Here is a 14,634-nt window from a genome sequence, read left to right on the forward strand (position 1 = left end):
CATGGCAGACCCAATCATCCGCAAACACAAGGAAAAATTGAACGCTATCACAGAACCATGAAAAATGTTGTGAAACTTGATAATTACTTCGCTCCAGAAGAATTAGAAGCTGCTTTAGAAAAATTTGTATATGGGTATAACAATGAACGCTATCATGAATCATTAAACAACTTAACTCCTGCAGATGTCTATTTTGGGAGAGGTGAATTGATTTTAAAAGAAAGAGAAAAACTAAAGAAAATTACAATTTTAAACCGAAGAAATGAGTACCAAAAATCAAAATTAACAACAAATCAAAAAAATCTTTTATCTTTGAATTATTAACTAAATACTCTCTTAGCAAAAGTCCAATTTAGTTTGAAGACGTACAATCTACATACTTTTTTGTTTCATGGAATGAAAAATGTCTGTCTCCAGCTTCTGCATTTATTAGCCTTTTTGGAGTTGCTTTTTTAGCTGCTTGTACTCTCATAGATTGCACTTCGTCTCTTTTCTTTTCAATGTAATGATGCATTTTATTGAAACGACTTAAACACGTTGCTGAAAGGAATAGGCTTTCATTTAAAGCTAATAGTTTTTCAAATTTATTTAACCATTTTAGATCATCTTGTACAAGGTCTGTCTGATAGTTTATAAATCGAGGTAATTTAGATTGTGGTAAGTCAAAAACTTTATTTAATAAAGCAGAACAATAGTTTTCTACATTAACTTCTTCTTCAATTATAATGTCTAATAATTGATTTTTAGACTGCTCTTTTGTAGTCGTAACGTATTCCTTAAACGGTACTGTTTTAATGTTAGGTAGGTTCGCTTTCAAGTATTTTGACTGGTATTAGTGGTTCGTTTTTAGTATTTCAATTTCCTTATTTATCGCTTACTCTGTTCTAATTTATTGTTTAAAATCTCACGCAATTACCAATCCACTAGATTTTTATTAAATAATGATTATTCTATTTTGCTAATTTAAAACTAAAAAAAAATCCTTCAAGAAAGGACTTTAAATTAATTTATCAACAATTCGCTAATGGAATGACTTTAAATTATTTAACAAGAAAATAACGCAAAGCAATGCAAATTATTGTTTGCATTTTAACATTTGTTTTTGGTCTTATTTTGCTTCTTTTTACTGTTTCAAAATTTCTACTAAACGGTAATTTATGTAGATTTTTTCTTTTCCAACGGTTTCACTTTTTAAGAATCCGTTTCCTTCTAAAGCTATTAGATAATTTCCAATGGTTTTTAGTGATGCTATTCCTTCTGCTTCTAATTGTTGTCTTTTTGTATAGGGTAATCTGAATAGTGCTTCTATTAAATCTTTTGAATATACTTTTGGCAATTTTTCTTGAATTTCAGCTGCCATTATATTCATTAAATTTTCAATTGCTGTGATTTGTGTTCTGCCTTTTAATGCTGTTTCTTCGACCATATCTAACATGTACAGAATCCAATCTTCCCAATTTCCCTCTTCAGTAACTTTTCGTAAATTGTTGTAGTAAGCAGCTTTGTTTTCAATGATGTAATTACTCATATACAAAGCTGGTAAATCTAATAGTCCTGCAATTTTTAAATACAATAATAAAATGATACGTCCGGTTCTACCATTCCCATCAAAAAATGGATGTATAGCTTCAAATTGGTAATGAATGATTGCCATTTTTACTAATGGATCTATTTCATCTTCTGCATGAATGAAGTCTTCTAGGTTTTTTAGTTTTTCAAGTATGGCATTTTCTCCTTCTGGTGGAGTATAAATTGTAGTGCCTGTAGCTGGATTTTTTAATTGTGTTCCTGGTGCATTTCTTATTGAAGCTGTGTTTTCTTTTATGATTTGTGCTAATTTGATAAACAAATTGGTCGTTAAGAATGGTCGTTTTTCGATTTCTTGAAATCCAAACCATAAAGCGTCTTTGTAATGCATTACTTCTTTAGTCGCTGGATTGTCGTATTTTTTTTCGGCTATGGAAGCCATAAACAATTCGTCGTGGGTTGTAAGGATGTTTTCTATTGCTGAACTGGCTTGTGCTTCTTGTAAATTGATGGTATCAATAAACAGCGTTGGGTTGGGCAAATTGGTTATCGCACCTTTTAGTTCGGATAAAGCTCTACTGGAAGTAATTAGTTTTTTTAAAATTACTTTAGATTCTAAATCGGTATTTGGTGGCAGTAACGGTAGTTCGTTATACGGTTTTTCTGGATTATAATTTGCATTCATACTCTTTGTGTTTATGAAAGTCAATTTTAGAATTATTTACCTTCGTTTTGTTTTGGAGAGTAAAAATAGTAAAAAATTACCTTCAAAATGGTTTTCGAGAGTAAAAAAGCGTAAAACTTACCTTCGTATGTGTTTTTGGAAGTAAAATTTACTCTAATTTACCTTCGTTGTTTTTTAATAAATATAATCATCAACTGCTTTGTCTAATTCTTCGCTGATGATTTTTGCATATATCTGCGTTGTACTGATATCATTGTGGTCCATTAATTTACTAACGTGTTCTATTCGCATTCCATTGTTTAAAGCATTGGTTGCAAAACTGTGTCGTGATAAATGGAACGAAAGTGGAAACGGTAATTTCAACATTTTACCAACATACAATAAATTCAACAATCAACTTTATTTTTTCAGTACGAAAGGTTTCTCTATCCTAAAAAATTCGGATTGTACTTTTATAAAAAAACTATATTTAAGTCCTAAATTAACTTGTAAAACACAAAATACAAGGAGCTATTGTATCGATTTATTAGTTACTAAGTTTGAATTTATTAGTGAAAAAGAAATGATATTTCTCACTAAAAATGACGGAATAGGTTACTATAACGGAGAAAATATAAAATATTTTAAATAATAAAATTGATTACTACTTCATTTACATCTTTAATGTAAAAAAAGTTTTAAATAACGAAGAAATAACAACAAATAGTTATAACAATTAATTAAGATCGAAAAGCAAAGGAATGAAACAATTCTTTATAATTACAACACTTTTTTTAACTTTTAGCTACGCTACTGCTCAAAAAGTATATTCTGTTGATTATGCCAATCAAGCTGATGTAAAAGTATTTGTTGTAAAATATGAAAACCAAGCTGATTTAAAAGTTTTTAAAGTAAAATATGAAAATCAGGCAGGAACAAATGATGGTAAATGGTTTTTTACAAAGTATCCAAATCAAACTAAGAAAAAAATATTTTTCGTGGAATATGAAAACCAAGCCGATATAAAAATCTTCTTTGTAGACTACGAAAATCAAGCCGGTTGGAAAAAAGCTTCGAAGAAAAGCCTATTGTATTAAATTTTACATAAACAACAATCAAATAAAAAGCCTCTAAAAAAGAGGCTATTCTATATTAAAATAATTTCTAAAATTATTAAGAACACTTATTTTTAATAAATTCATAAATCAAACGAATGGAAACTCCCGTTCCACCGCTTTGTTTGTATCCTTTTGAATCACTTATAAATGCTGCTCCAGCAATGTCTAAATGCACCCAAGGATAAGCGGTAAAATGTTCCAAGAATTTAGACGAAGTACTCACTCCTCCTGTTGGTCCGCCGATATTTTTCAAATCTGCAATATCCGATTTCAATAAATCTGCAAATTCATTCCATAAAGGCATTTGTAATAATCTTTCGTAAACTACTTCACCAGCATTTTTCAAATCTGCAATAGCTTCATCCGCATTTCCAGCCATTGCTATTCCAAAAGCTCCCGTTATTGCCGCTGAAGCTCCTGTAAGAGTTGCAATGTCAATCACTAATTCTGGATCAAATTGTTTCGCATACGTTAACGCATCACCTAAAACCAAACGTCCTTCAGCATCTGTATTTAAAACTTCCACTGTTGTGCCATCCATCATCGTAATTACATCATCCACCACTAGAGCATTTGATGCAATTTTATTATCGGTTGCCGGAACTAACCCAATAATATGATAAGGTAAATTATTACCAGCAACTGCCGCAAGTAATCCTACAACTGCAGCTCCACCAGCCATATCCGATTTCATTCCTGGCATTGAACCTCCTACTTTTAAAGAATAACCTCCCGTATCAAACATTACGCCCTTTCCTACTAAAACTAATGGTTTTTTATTAATAGCGTTTGCTGGTTTGTAATGAAAAACATTAAATGTTGGAGGTGTATCCGATCCTAAATTCACACTTAGAAGTCCGCCCATTTTTAATTCTTGGATTTTTTCTTTGTGTAAAATTTCCGTTTCAAAACCATATTTTTTTCCCGCTTCCGTTGCCAATTCTGAAAACTTCAAAGCATCTAAATAATTTAAAGGCTCATTCACTAATGACTTAGTCATCGAAACAACTTCCACCAAAGTCTGTAATTCCGACAATTGTTGTGCAGAAAAATCTTTTGAAGCAATATAAATTGTGTAGATATCTTCGTTTTTATCCTTTTTATATTTGTTGAAATCATAACTACTTAAATACAACCCCTCTAAAAAAGCATAGCGCTCTTTTTTAGAAAGTGCTGCTAATCCGTTAATTACTGAACTAAATACTTCTTCTTTCTTTAAAGAAGCAAATAGTGAAGCTCCTGCTAAACGAAGGGTTTCCAATTCAATTTTTGGCGTACTTATGAAAAAATTGCGTTGTTCCCCGTGTGTTAAAACGACCTTAGTTTGATTTTTCGCAAACGCTTTCTCAATGCTTTCACCTGTAGATTTCTGGAAACCAAAACCACTTAGTTGTTCTTTTTTTACAATTAACTCAAGAATATCAGCATTTGCAGGAACTTTTTCTTTATTTTCGAAGGATACGAAATTCACTTTCAAATAATTGTTTACCATTTTTTAAATTATGTTTTATGATTATTTTTTATTTAGCCCAAAGATACAAAATCTGAATCAGATGTGTTTTTTAAAACTATTTTATGTTGGCAAATGCTTTAAAATCGCTTACTTTTGACAAATAATAGGTAACAGTACAATAATAAAAATATGAATAAACTAACTAAATCAGCAATTCTTTCTGGACTAATTTCTGGTGTAATGTTTGCTTTAATTATGGGAGCATTCGATTATTTTGAAGGACTAGCTCTTAATCCTAAGAAAATAATATTTCAAATTGTATTTTTTGGAGTATTTATGGGAATATGGAATTATTTCACCTTAAAAAGAAAAGAAAAAAGGGAGAATCAATAAAATAGCAGTTTGACATTACATTCGAACTTATTTAAAAATGTTATTTATCAAAAAACAACAAATGAAAAACCTAAATATTAAATCCAAATTACTTCAAATTTCATTTTTAACCCTAGCACTATTGGTCTTAAACGCTTGTAAAGATGAGCACAAAAGCATTGAAATTGACGAAGAAACAGTAGAATTAGAAAAACCAACCGCTGCTGAACAATTATTAGTTGGCTCTTGGAAAGATACTTCACCATCCGCTTTGCATTTTACGTTATTTGAAGATGGAACCGCAAAATCGGATAATATGGAGACGCTTCTCTATAAAAGTTGGTCTGTAAAAGACAATAAAATCACTTTCATTGTGGAAAGCATTGGTAATAAAACTACTTCGACGGATACGATTGTGCAAACGATTGAAAAACTAACTAATGATGAACTATTATTAGTTGATGGCGACATTCGTGAAGCCTATAAAAAAGCTAAATAATAAAATGGCTTGTATTAGTCGTAACAGAAAATTAAAGCATTAATTCAGGTTTATTGCTTAAATTCGTGCAAAATTACACAACTACATTAATGGAGCTATATAATTTAATCATTAACGACAAGGAAATTGTTTCTTTAGCTGACGTTTTCCTGAACGAACACAATCAAAAAAGCATTCAACAGCTTATTAAGGAACACAAATATGTAGATCAACTGACCCAATTTGGACTGCCCGTAAACAACAAAATACTGTTGCAAGGAAATTCGGGTTGTGGAAAAACTACTACGGCAAAAGCTATTGCAAATGCTATTGGGAAACCCATTGTAATTCTGAATTTAAGCAATGTGGTAAGTTCTAGAATTGGCGAAACTTCTCAAAATCTAAAACAAGTTTTTGATAAAGCCGGAAGAGAAAAAGCCGTACTTTTTTTAGATGAATTTGATCAAATTGGAAAATCTAGAGGAAGCGATGATAAAGATGTAGGCGAAATGAGAAGATTGGTGAATACGATCATTCAAATGATGGATTATTATCCAAAAAATGCTCTGCTAATTTGTGCCACGAATCATCCGGAAGTAATTGACACAGCTCTAATGAGAAGATTTCAATTGCGTGTAAATTTCGAAATGCCTTCAACCGAAATATTAGACAGTTATTACGATAAATTATTGGCTTCTTTTCCGTCCGAAATGCAAAATATCGATCGTAAATATGGTGTTTCTTATGCCGAAGCTAAAGATTATGCTTTTACTATAGTGAAAGCTACATTAATCGAAAAGTTAGAGAAAGACGAAAAACAAGACTAATTATGTTGTTATGAATGCCAACAAAAAACCGAGACTTTTATTGCTTTCCGATTTGTGGGGAAAAGAAAAATCGGATTGGGTTTGTTTTTATACAGACATCTTAAAAGAACGTTTCGAGTTAAAATATTACGACTGTTGTGAATTGGGAAACGTTGATAAAACCATATATTCGGAAGAAAACTTGCACCAGCAATTTGTAAACGGTGGCATTGAAATAGCTGTTGAAAAGTTATCGCAAGAAGAAACACAAACTGTAACTATTTTAGGTTTTAGTATTGGTGGACTTATTGGATGGAAAGCGACAAATTCGGGTTTAAAAATTGAAAACTTGATCGCCATTTCTTCAACCCGCTTGCGCTATGAAACGCAAAAACCATCCGCAATGATTACCTTATATTTCGGAGAAAATGACAAATTTAAACCAGATGATAACTGGTTCGATAACCTCGATTTAAAAGAAAATCTCTTCCCAAACGAAAATCACGAGTTTTATCAGAAGAAGGAAATTGCAACAATTATTTGCAATCAAATTATTGAGCAGTTGCTATTGAAAAGTTAACAAACATCAAAAAAACAATTTAAGCTTTTGAATAATTACCAAATTTTGGTAACTTTACTGTAAATAATAAAATTATGGGACGAAATACATCAGTATCATTGGGTGATTATTTTGAAAATTTTGTAGACGAAAGCGTTTCCAAAGGCAGATTTAAAAATGCGAGCGAAGTAATTCGTGCTGGCTTACGTTTGTTAGAAATAGAAGAAAGCAGAATAATTGTCTTAAAAAACGCAATAAACGAGGGTATTGAAAGTGGTGTATCGCAACATTTTGATGCGAATAAACATCTTCAATTGTTAAAAGCCAACAAATTAAAGAATGGCTAAATACTTCTTAACCAATAAAGCCATCGCTGATTTATCCGAAATCTGAAATTATACTTATGAGGTGTGGTCGGAAAAGCAAGCTGACCACTATTATTTTCAATTACTTAAAAGTTGTCAAGAACTAGCTAAAACCAGAGAAATGGAAAAAGTTATCCCGAAATAGATAACAGTATTTGTGGTTATAAATCAAATCTTCATATTATTTTTTATAGCATTGTTAACTCCAACGAAATCAAAATAATCAGAATTCTGCATTCGAGGATGGATTTGAAAAATAGAATCGGAGAATAACTATTTATTTGATACAATTGGTAATGAAATCTTAAAGTTTCATAATTAATTTGGTATCCTTACTTCTATTTGATAGTTTTGAAAAAATAATTACAACTTCAATTAAAAACGGAAGTATTTCTGAAAAAATGAACAAAACAGCATTCCATAAAATAAAATCATTCGCCATTCCTTTATTGGCGTTGTTGTTATTGGTGGCACCTTGTTCGGTTCGAAATCAATTAGAAACTTCATTAGGTTTAGCGACTACAAAACCGTTAAATCCACTTAAGACTACGGCTTCACAAAGTAGTTTCTGTGCGATTTGGCAAAATACTTCTGAAAAACAAAACGCTTCTTCCACTAAAAAGCAAGCCGAAATTAAAATTCCTGTTGTAAAAACAGTTGCTTTTTTTAGTACTTCAGAAAATCAAAATCCAAAATTTCTTCTAATTAATAAAGGCTCCAACTGGACACCGCCTTACTATATTTTATATAAAAGATTGAAAATATTTGATTTAAACGCTACTCAAATCGTTTAAAAACAAATTATCTTTTACTTATAAAATATTAAAAAATGCAAAATAAAAACTTATTGCAGTCTTATCATTTGGCTGGACTTTTTACATTGACTTTACGTTTAGTTGTTGGATGGACCTATTTCTCAGCGTTTTGGCGTCGTTTAATTTTAGAAAATAAATTGGATCCGGAAGCTGCGGGTTATATTGGTGAAAAATTCAATCACTTTTTACCAAATGCTTTAGGAATTGGTCCGATGATCGAATATTTGGTCAGTAATCCGGAAGCACTTTGGTGGGCAATGGCAGTTTTCACAATCGTTGAAGGAATTGTAGGTTTGTTACTAATGTTCGGGTTCTTCACGCGTTTAATGAATATTGGAGTTTTCAGTTTGGCTATGGGAATCTTGTTAGGTTCGGGCTGGATTGGAACGACTTGTTTGGACGAATGGCAAATTGGAGTATTAGGAGTTGCCGGAGGATTTACAATGTTTTTATCTGGAAGTGGTAAGTATTCTATCGATTATTTATTACAAAAGAGAAATGCTAAAATCACTAAACATAAACTATTCAATTGGTTTGGTTCTGGGATTTTACCAATAGAATTCAACGTTTTACATAAGGTTGTTTTTGGTGGTGCCATAGCGATTTTAGCATTGACTTTGTTTACCAACCAACATTTTCACGGTGGCGTTTGGGGAACATTACATAATAAATCCGTGAAACCAAAGGTTGAAATTAGCGATGCGAAACTAACAAATGACCAACTGTCCTTTCAGATTTTTAGAGTAGAAGGCGCCGATGTTTACGGTTCGTTCTTAATCGGAATTAAAGTAGTGGACAGCAAAGACAACACGATTTTAGCATTAGATCAAAACGAATTAGCTACTTTTCCTGTTGAAAACATTGCAAATCGTTATGTGGCGAAAATAAAAAGCGGAAAACATAGTTTAATTATTCCGTTAGGTGCAAAAGCTGTTTTAACGATTACCGATGAAAAATTAGCGAATTTACCGGAAGGAACTCACAAAGTAATTTTAACCGATATTAGTGGAACTACTTGGTCTGAGGAAATTCAAATGGTAAAGTAATTAAACAGCAATTGACTACTAAATTAGTATTGAAAACTACAGCCCTAGCCCAGATGGGAATGGCATCCTTTTTTTAGAACGAACAGGTTTCAAAAACCTGTTCGTTCTAAAAAAAGATAGAATGGACAGCTGGAAATAGCTCCAAAAAAAAAGCGCTCTGATTAATTTCAGGACGCTTTTCTGTTTTATTTCTAAATTGAGACTTCTAAATTCTAAATTTGTTTTACCATCTGATGATAACACTTCCCCAAGTAAATCCCGAGCCGAAAGCAGCTAAAACTACTAAATCGCCCGATTTGATTTTGCCTTGTTCCCAAGTTTCGGTTAAAGCAATTGGAATAGAGGCGGCTGTGGTGTTACCGTATTTTTGAATGTTGTTGTATACTTGGTCATCCGTTAATTTAAATTTGCTTTGGATGAATTGCGATATTCTCAAATTTGCCTGATGCGGCACCAACATATTGATGTCTGAAACTTCTAAATTATTAGCTTTCAACCCTTCATTTATTACTTCGCTGAAACGAACTACTGCGTTTTTAAACACAAATTGGCCGTTCATATAAGGGAAATAACTTTCATCGTTTGGATCATTATCTGCAATGATGTCGGTTACCCAACGTTTTCCCATTCCGGGTGCGATTAATGACAATTCTTCTGCGTGTTGCCCTTCTGAATGTAAATGAGTAGATAAAATTCCTTTTGACAAATCTTCTTCTCTTGAAAGCACTGCTGCTCCTGCTCCATCACCAAAAATTACTGAAACGCCTCTTCCACGCGTTGTCATATCTAGTCCTGTAGAATGCACTTCGGAACCAATTACTAGAATGTTTTTATACATTCCGGTTTTGATGTATTGATCGGCAATCGAAATCGCATAGACAAATCCCGAACATTGATTACGAACGTCTAAAGCACCAACAGTTCTTAAACCTAAATCGCGTTGTACTAAAACGCCTGGACCTGGAAAATAATAATCGGGGCTCAACGTGGCAAAAATGATAAAATCGATATCATCTTTCGCAACTCCAGAACGCTCAATGGCAATTTCTGCCGCTTTAACGCCCATTGAAGTCGTTGTGTCTTCACCTCTAATTATGTGACGGCGTTCTTGAATTCCGGTACGTTCCTGAATCCACTCGTCATTTGTTTCCATAATTTCAGCCAAATGATCGTTGGTAACTATATTATCAGGAACATAATACCCTAATCCTGTTATTTTTGAATGGTACATACTGTCAATTTATTAAATTCTGTGTACAAAAATAACAAATTAATAATTTAAGAGGCTAATTTTTTAAAAATTAGCATTTAATTATTAATTTGTTAAAAAAGTAGCACTTTAACACTATGCAATAATCGCACAAATAATTACTTTTTTGTGCGTTGTTTTTTAACCATTTCGGGTGTGATTTTGGTTTTATTATTTCCCCAACTTCCATATACATAAGTTAAGATATCTGCGATATCTTTGTCTGATAAATCTTTATGAGGAATCATATAATTTTCATAAGGTTTGCCGTTTACAACGATTGGTTCATACAAACCATATAGCACTATACGAATCGCTCGTTCAGGATCAGCGTTTAAATAATCTGATTTTGCTAAGGGTGGAAAACTCTTGGCCGCTCCTTCCCCATTTTCTTTATGACACATTAGGCAATGTCTTTCATATTGAATTTTGCCATTGGTAAGATCTTGAAAGAAAACGCGATTTTCGTATGCTGTATACTCCTTTTTAGAAAAGGAAGATAGAACAAAAGTGGAAAGCAATAAAAATGCAACGAAATAGGTTAAGTTTTTCATTTTTGTTATTTTATTTTTTGAAGAGCAAAAGTACAATACACTAAAAAAGCATCGCCTGACAATTATCATTTTAAATTATAAAAAACAGCCTAAGAGATGAATTGTATTACTATCACTATGTTCTAACTTGGTTTATTTTACGAAATAATTAACACTAAAGCATTTTTTGGATGACGATATTAAATGTAATTTAGTTGCTTTAATTTTATGAACTATAACTTATGATCAAAAAACAAACATTTCTAATTCTTTTGTTATTCGGAGGCTTTTCTTTCGCACAAGAAAACGTAACCTATCAAAAGCCATCATCGGAAATATTAGCTTTAGCCGATTTCGAGAGAGCGCCATCGGTTAGCATGGATTCTAAAAAAGAATTTATGCTATTAAGCTACCGAAATACCTACAAAACATTAGAAGACTTGAGTCAAGATGAAATGCGTTTAGGTGGTCTACGTATTAATCCAATTACTAATATTTCTAGCACGGTAACCTATATCAATAATTTAAAAATTAGAAAAATTAAAGATAAAGAACCCGTTCAAGTTATAGGTTTACCGACTAATGCATTAATTACAAATGTTTCTTGGTCGCCAAACGAAAAGAAAATCGCTTTTACAAACACTACCTTAAAAGGTGTGGAATTATGGATTATTGATATAGCAAACTTTTCAGCAAAAAAGATTACAGCTGATAATTTGAATGCAAATTTAGGAAGTCCATATAGTTGGATGAAGGATAATGAAACGCTATTGGTAAAAATTTTACCTGCTAATCGTCCTGCCTTGATTAATCAAAAAACAGACCTACCAAAAGGCCCAATAGTATCCGTAAGTGATGGTTCAAAATCACAAAACAGAACGTATCAAGATTTATTAAAAAACAAATCAGATGAAGCTAATTTTGATGTGATGGTGACTTCCGAATTGCATCAAGTTTCGATTGATGGAATGTCAAAATTATTCAAATCAGCAGACATTTATGCGGGTGAGAGTTTTTCACCAGATGGAAATTATTTGATGATTACTACAATTCAAAAACCTTATTCATACATCGTTCCGCTAAGCCGTTTTCCTCAAAAATCTGTAGTATACGATTTAAATGGAAAAGAAGTAAAAGTAGTAAACGAAGTGCCGTTAACTGAAATTATGCCAAAAGGATTTTCTTCTGTACGAACAGGAAAAAGAAGTATGGGATGGAGAGCTGACAAACCAGCAACTTTATATTTTGTAGCGGCTTTAGATGAAGGTGATCAATCAAAAAAAGTAGCTTTTAGAGATGAAGTATTTTTGTGGGAAGCGCCTTTTTCTGCTAGTCCAACAAGTTTAGTAAAAACGCAACAACGTTATGCCGGAATTATGTGGGCAAACGAAAATATCGCTATTGTATCGGATTCTTGGTATGATACTAGAAATACCAAATCTTATTTATTTAATCCTTCAAATTTAGCAATTGCGCCAAAAATTATTGAAGATAGAAATTCACAAGATATTTATTCAGATCCTGGAAATTTTGAAATGAAAAAAAATCAATATGGTCGTTATGCAATTGCAGTAGAAAATAACAAAGCCTATTTAATAGGTTCTGGATTTACCAAAGAAGGTCAATTCCCGTTTATTGATGAGATGGATTTGAACACGTCTAAAAAAAATCGCTTATATACTTCTAAAATGAAGGATAAAAAAGAAGATTTACTATCAATTGAAGACATCAAAAAAGGAGAAGTTTTGGTGATGATTCAATCTAAAAATGAATATCCAAATTACTTCTTTAGAAACATTAAATCTAAAAACAAACTAACACAAATTACCGATTTCAAAAATCCGTTTGAGAGTTTAAAAAATGTTTACAAAGAAGTAATAAAATACAAACGTAACGACGGTGTTGAACTTTCAGGAACTTTATATTTACCCGAAGGATATGATCGAGTGAAAAAAGATAAAAAATTACCCCTATTAATTTGGGCATATCCTGCGGAATATAAAGACAGAAATTCTGCCGGACAAAGCGACAAAAATTCTAATGAATTTACATTTCCAAGCTATGGATCCTTTATTTACTGGGTAACCAAAGGTTATGCTGTTTTAGACGATGCTGCTTTCCCTATAATTGGGGAAGGAACCACGGAACCAAATGATACTTTTATTCCGCAATTAGTCGCTAATGCGGAAGCTGCGATTGATGCGGTAGACCAATTAGGTTTTATTAATCGTAAAAAAGTAGCTGTAGGAGGACATTCTTATGGTGCATTTATGACGGCAAACTTATTGACACATTCTAATTTATTTGCGTGTGGAATTGCAAGAAGTGGCGCCTATAACAGAACATTGACTCCCTTCGGGTTCCAAAGTGAGCAACGTAATTATTGGGATGTTCCAGGAATTTACAACACTATGTCGCCTTTTATGAATGCAGACAAAATGAAAACACCACTGTTATTAACACACGGTGAAGCGGACAACAACCCAGGAACTTTTACACTTCAGACGGAGCGTTATTTCCAGGCGTTGAAGAATTTAGGCGCACCAGTTAGAATGGTAATTTTGCCTAAAGAATCGCACGGTTATGCGGCGAAAGATAATATCTTACATTTACTTTGGGAACAAGATCAATTCTTAGAAAAATATCTTAAAAATTAAGAATGACACCTTAGAAAGAAATAGCCCTTTAGTTTCAACACTAAAGGGCTATTTTATTTTAAGACAAATTAAACTTCCAATTGGTATTTGATGTTCACTTTCGAAAAATACCTTTTGATTTTCAAATTCAGCTTCCATTAAATAATGACTCCCTCTGAAATAAGAATTCAAGAGCCTAACTTTTAAATCCGACGTTTCCACAACTTTAAATTGATGCGGATAAATTAAGTTTAATTTCCCTTCAAAAACAAATTCATTTACATCACCAAAAAGAGAAGCAATGTATTTATTTTTAGGATGACTATAAATCACTTTAGGTGAACCGCTTTCGATTACGGCGCCGTGTCTTACAATTAAAACTTCATCTGCAAAAGCTAAAACATCAGTACTGTCGTGTGTGGCAACGATGCAAGTAATATTTTGCTTCTTCAAATAAGCAAACAAATTTCTACGAAGGCTATTTTTTCTAAAATTATCAATATGACTAAAAGGTTCGTCTAGCAATAAAATCTCAGGTTCTAAAGCTAAAACTCTGGCTAAAGCTACTCTTTGCATTTGCCCACCGCTAAGCAATTTGGCTTTTACGTTGGCATATTCTGTCATTTCAACTAGCGCAAGTAATTCTTCAATTCTTTCCTGTTTTGCTTTTGGGAAAAAGTTAGAAAGATATTTACCAACATTTTCTGCAACTGTTATAAATGGCATTAAATCAAAATCTTGTGCCAAATATTTAATAAAGGGCATACCTGGAACTAAATTGTATTTTGGTCCTAAAACCTCAATATCGTTCCAAAAGATATGCCCTTCATTTAAGTCATACAAACCATAAATAAGCTTTAACAAAGTACTTTTTCCGCAACCACTTTCACCAATTATTGCTAAATGTTTCGACTTCTCCAAAGAAAAATTGAGGTTTTCAATAATTTTCTTTTCTTGATAGCAGAAATTTATGTTTTGTAGTTGTAACATTACTTATATCAAATCTATAACGA

General features: G+C 32.2%; 17 protein-coding genes. 10 read left to right on the plus strand and 7 right to left on the minus strand.

Going from position 1 to position 14,634, the window contains the following annotated elements:
* On the plus strand, nt 1-324 hold a 324-nt coding region (locus tag T1L09_RS00990; protein WP_322548914.1), incomplete at its 5' end, for an integrase core domain-containing protein.
* Nucleotides 325-352: 28 nt separating this feature from the next.
* Here T1L09_RS00990 and T1L09_RS00995 read toward each other — a convergent pair.
* From T1L09_RS00995 to T1L09_RS01005, 3 genes are all read right to left on the minus strand, one after another.
* On the minus strand, nt 353-817 hold the full coding sequence (locus T1L09_RS00995; protein WP_322549075.1) for a hypothetical protein: 465 nt from the start codon (nt 815-817) through the stop codon (nt 353-355).
* Between the two features lie 306 nt (nt 818-1,123).
* The gene (locus tag T1L09_RS01000) at nt 1,124-2,212 is read right to left on the minus strand and encodes a Fic family protein (RefSeq protein ID WP_322549076.1); all 1,089 of its coding nucleotides are present in this window, start codon (nt 2,210-2,212) and stop codon (nt 1,124-1,126) included.
* Between the two features lie 174 nt (nt 2,213-2,386).
* Nucleotides 2,387-2,605, minus strand: coding sequence for a tyrosine-type recombinase/integrase (locus T1L09_RS01005; RefSeq protein WP_322549077.1), 219 nt, complete (start codon nt 2,603-2,605; stop codon nt 2,387-2,389).
* A 347-nt stretch (nt 2,606-2,952) separates the two neighbouring features.
* Between T1L09_RS01005 and T1L09_RS01010 the strand changes: the two genes are divergently transcribed.
* Nucleotides 2,953-3,288, plus strand: a complete 336-nt coding sequence (locus T1L09_RS01010; protein WP_322549078.1) for a 7(1) septoil knot domain-containing protein — start codon at nt 2,953-2,955, stop codon at nt 3,286-3,288.
* 76 nt (nt 3,289-3,364) lie between these two features.
* On the opposite strand, the gene T1L09_RS01015 is transcribed toward T1L09_RS01010, so the two are convergent.
* Complete coding sequence (locus T1L09_RS01015; RefSeq protein ID WP_322549079.1) at nt 3,365-4,801, minus strand: leucyl aminopeptidase family protein; 1,437 nt, start codon at nt 4,799-4,801, stop codon at nt 3,365-3,367.
* Between the two features lie 150 nt (nt 4,802-4,951).
* On the opposite strand from T1L09_RS01015, the gene T1L09_RS01020 reads away from it, so the two are divergent.
* The 7 genes from T1L09_RS01020 (at nt 4,952) to T1L09_RS01050 (ending at nt 9,203) form a co-directional block, all read left to right on the plus strand.
* Entirely contained in the window at nt 4,952-5,155 is a 204-nt protein-coding gene (locus tag T1L09_RS01020) for a hypothetical protein (protein WP_322549080.1), read from the plus strand.
* A 61-nt stretch (nt 5,156-5,216) separates the two neighbouring features.
* Nucleotides 5,217-5,633, plus strand: coding sequence for a lipocalin family protein (locus T1L09_RS01025; RefSeq protein WP_322549081.1), 417 nt, complete (start codon nt 5,217-5,219; stop codon nt 5,631-5,633).
* An 89-nt stretch (nt 5,634-5,722) separates the two neighbouring features.
* Nucleotides 5,723-6,439, plus strand: coding sequence for an AAA family ATPase (locus T1L09_RS01030; protein ID WP_322549082.1), 717 nt, complete (start codon nt 5,723-5,725; stop codon nt 6,437-6,439).
* Between the two features lie 10 nt (nt 6,440-6,449).
* Complete coding sequence (locus T1L09_RS01035) at nt 6,450-6,998, plus strand: alpha/beta hydrolase (protein ID WP_322549083.1); 549 nt, start codon at nt 6,450-6,452, stop codon at nt 6,996-6,998.
* 74 nt (nt 6,999-7,072) lie between these two features.
* Complete coding sequence (locus T1L09_RS01040; RefSeq protein ID WP_322549084.1) at nt 7,073-7,324, plus strand: type II toxin-antitoxin system ParD family antitoxin; 252 nt, start codon at nt 7,073-7,075, stop codon at nt 7,322-7,324.
* Between the two features lie 341 nt (nt 7,325-7,665).
* Nucleotides 7,666-8,136 carry a hypothetical protein gene (locus T1L09_RS01045; protein ID WP_322549085.1) on the plus strand — a complete coding sequence of 157 codons (471 nt, stop codon included), beginning with the start codon at nt 7,666-7,668 and terminating at the stop codon, nt 8,134-8,136.
* A 35-nt stretch (nt 8,137-8,171) separates the two neighbouring features.
* Nucleotides 8,172-9,203, plus strand: coding sequence for a TQO small subunit DoxD (locus T1L09_RS01050; RefSeq protein ID WP_322549086.1), 1,032 nt, complete (start codon nt 8,172-8,174; stop codon nt 9,201-9,203).
* A gap of 223 nt (nt 9,204-9,426) precedes the next feature.
* On the opposite strand, the gene T1L09_RS01055 is transcribed toward T1L09_RS01050, so the two are convergent.
* Together T1L09_RS01055 and T1L09_RS01060 are read right to left on the minus strand one after the other, a co-directional pair.
* The gene (locus tag T1L09_RS01055; protein ID WP_322549087.1) at nt 9,427-10,434 is read right to left on the minus strand and encodes a 3-oxoacyl-ACP synthase III family protein; all 1,008 of its coding nucleotides are present in this window, start codon (nt 10,432-10,434) and stop codon (nt 9,427-9,429) included.
* A 137-nt stretch (nt 10,435-10,571) separates the two neighbouring features.
* The gene (locus T1L09_RS01060) at nt 10,572-11,006 is read right to left on the minus strand and encodes a c-type cytochrome (protein ID WP_322549088.1); all 435 of its coding nucleotides are present in this window, start codon (nt 11,004-11,006) and stop codon (nt 10,572-10,574) included.
* A 221-nt stretch (nt 11,007-11,227) separates the two neighbouring features.
* Here T1L09_RS01060 and T1L09_RS01065 point away from each other — a divergent pair, with 221 nt between their 5' ends.
* On the plus strand, nt 11,228-13,642 hold the full coding sequence (locus tag T1L09_RS01065; protein ID WP_322549089.1) for a prolyl oligopeptidase family serine peptidase: 2,415 nt from the start codon (nt 11,228-11,230) through the stop codon (nt 13,640-13,642).
* Nucleotides 13,643-13,690: 48 nt separating this feature from the next.
* On the opposite strand, the gene T1L09_RS01070 is transcribed toward T1L09_RS01065, so the two are convergent.
* Nucleotides 13,691-14,611 (minus strand): ABC transporter ATP-binding protein, encoded by a 921-nt coding sequence (locus T1L09_RS01070; RefSeq protein ID WP_322549090.1) that lies wholly within the window; start codon nt 14,609-14,611, stop codon nt 13,691-13,693.
* Between the last annotated feature and the right edge of the window lie 23 nt (nt 14,612-14,634).

Origin of the sequence: Flavobacterium psychraquaticum (genome assembly GCF_034497725.1) — a bacterium.
GTDB classification, from domain to species: Bacteria; Bacteroidota; Bacteroidia; order Flavobacteriales; family Flavobacteriaceae; genus Flavobacterium; species Flavobacterium psychraquaticum.

What these genes read in the sequence shown, in the direction of transcription:
- T1L09_RS01000 (WP_322549076.1), bottom strand. Translation starts at nt 2,212, where the DNA reads ATGAATGCAAATTATAATCCAGAAAAACCGTATAACGAACTACCGTTA.
- T1L09_RS01010 (WP_322549078.1), top strand. Translation starts at nt 2,953, where the DNA reads ATGAAACAATTCTTTATAATTACAACACTTTTTTTAACTTTTAGCTAC.
- T1L09_RS01015 (WP_322549079.1), bottom strand. Translation starts at nt 4,801, where the DNA reads ATGGTAAACAATTATTTGAAAGTGAATTTCGTATCCTTCGAAAATAAA.
- T1L09_RS01020 (WP_322549080.1), top strand. Translation starts at nt 4,952, where the DNA reads ATGAATAAACTAACTAAATCAGCAATTCTTTCTGGACTAATTTCTGGT.
- T1L09_RS01025 (WP_322549081.1), top strand. Translation starts at nt 5,217, where the DNA reads ATGAAAAACCTAAATATTAAATCCAAATTACTTCAAATTTCATTTTTA.
- T1L09_RS01030 (WP_322549082.1), top strand. Translation starts at nt 5,723, where the DNA reads ATGGAGCTATATAATTTAATCATTAACGACAAGGAAATTGTTTCTTTA.
- T1L09_RS01035 (WP_322549083.1), top strand. Translation starts at nt 6,450, where the DNA reads ATGAATGCCAACAAAAAACCGAGACTTTTATTGCTTTCCGATTTGTGG.
- T1L09_RS01040 (WP_322549084.1), top strand. Translation starts at nt 7,073, where the DNA reads ATGGGACGAAATACATCAGTATCATTGGGTGATTATTTTGAAAATTTT.
- T1L09_RS01050 (WP_322549086.1), top strand. Translation starts at nt 8,172, where the DNA reads ATGCAAAATAAAAACTTATTGCAGTCTTATCATTTGGCTGGACTTTTT.
- T1L09_RS01055 (WP_322549087.1), bottom strand. Translation starts at nt 10,434, where the DNA reads ATGTACCATTCAAAAATAACAGGATTAGGGTATTATGTTCCTGATAAT.
- T1L09_RS01060 (WP_322549088.1), bottom strand. Translation starts at nt 11,006, where the DNA reads ATGAAAAACTTAACCTATTTCGTTGCATTTTTATTGCTTTCCACTTTT.
- T1L09_RS01065 (WP_322549089.1), top strand. Translation starts at nt 11,228, where the DNA reads ATGATCAAAAAACAAACATTTCTAATTCTTTTGTTATTCGGAGGCTTT.
- T1L09_RS01070 (WP_322549090.1), bottom strand. Translation starts at nt 14,611, where the DNA reads ATGTTACAACTACAAAACATAAATTTCTGCTATCAAGAAAAGAAAATT.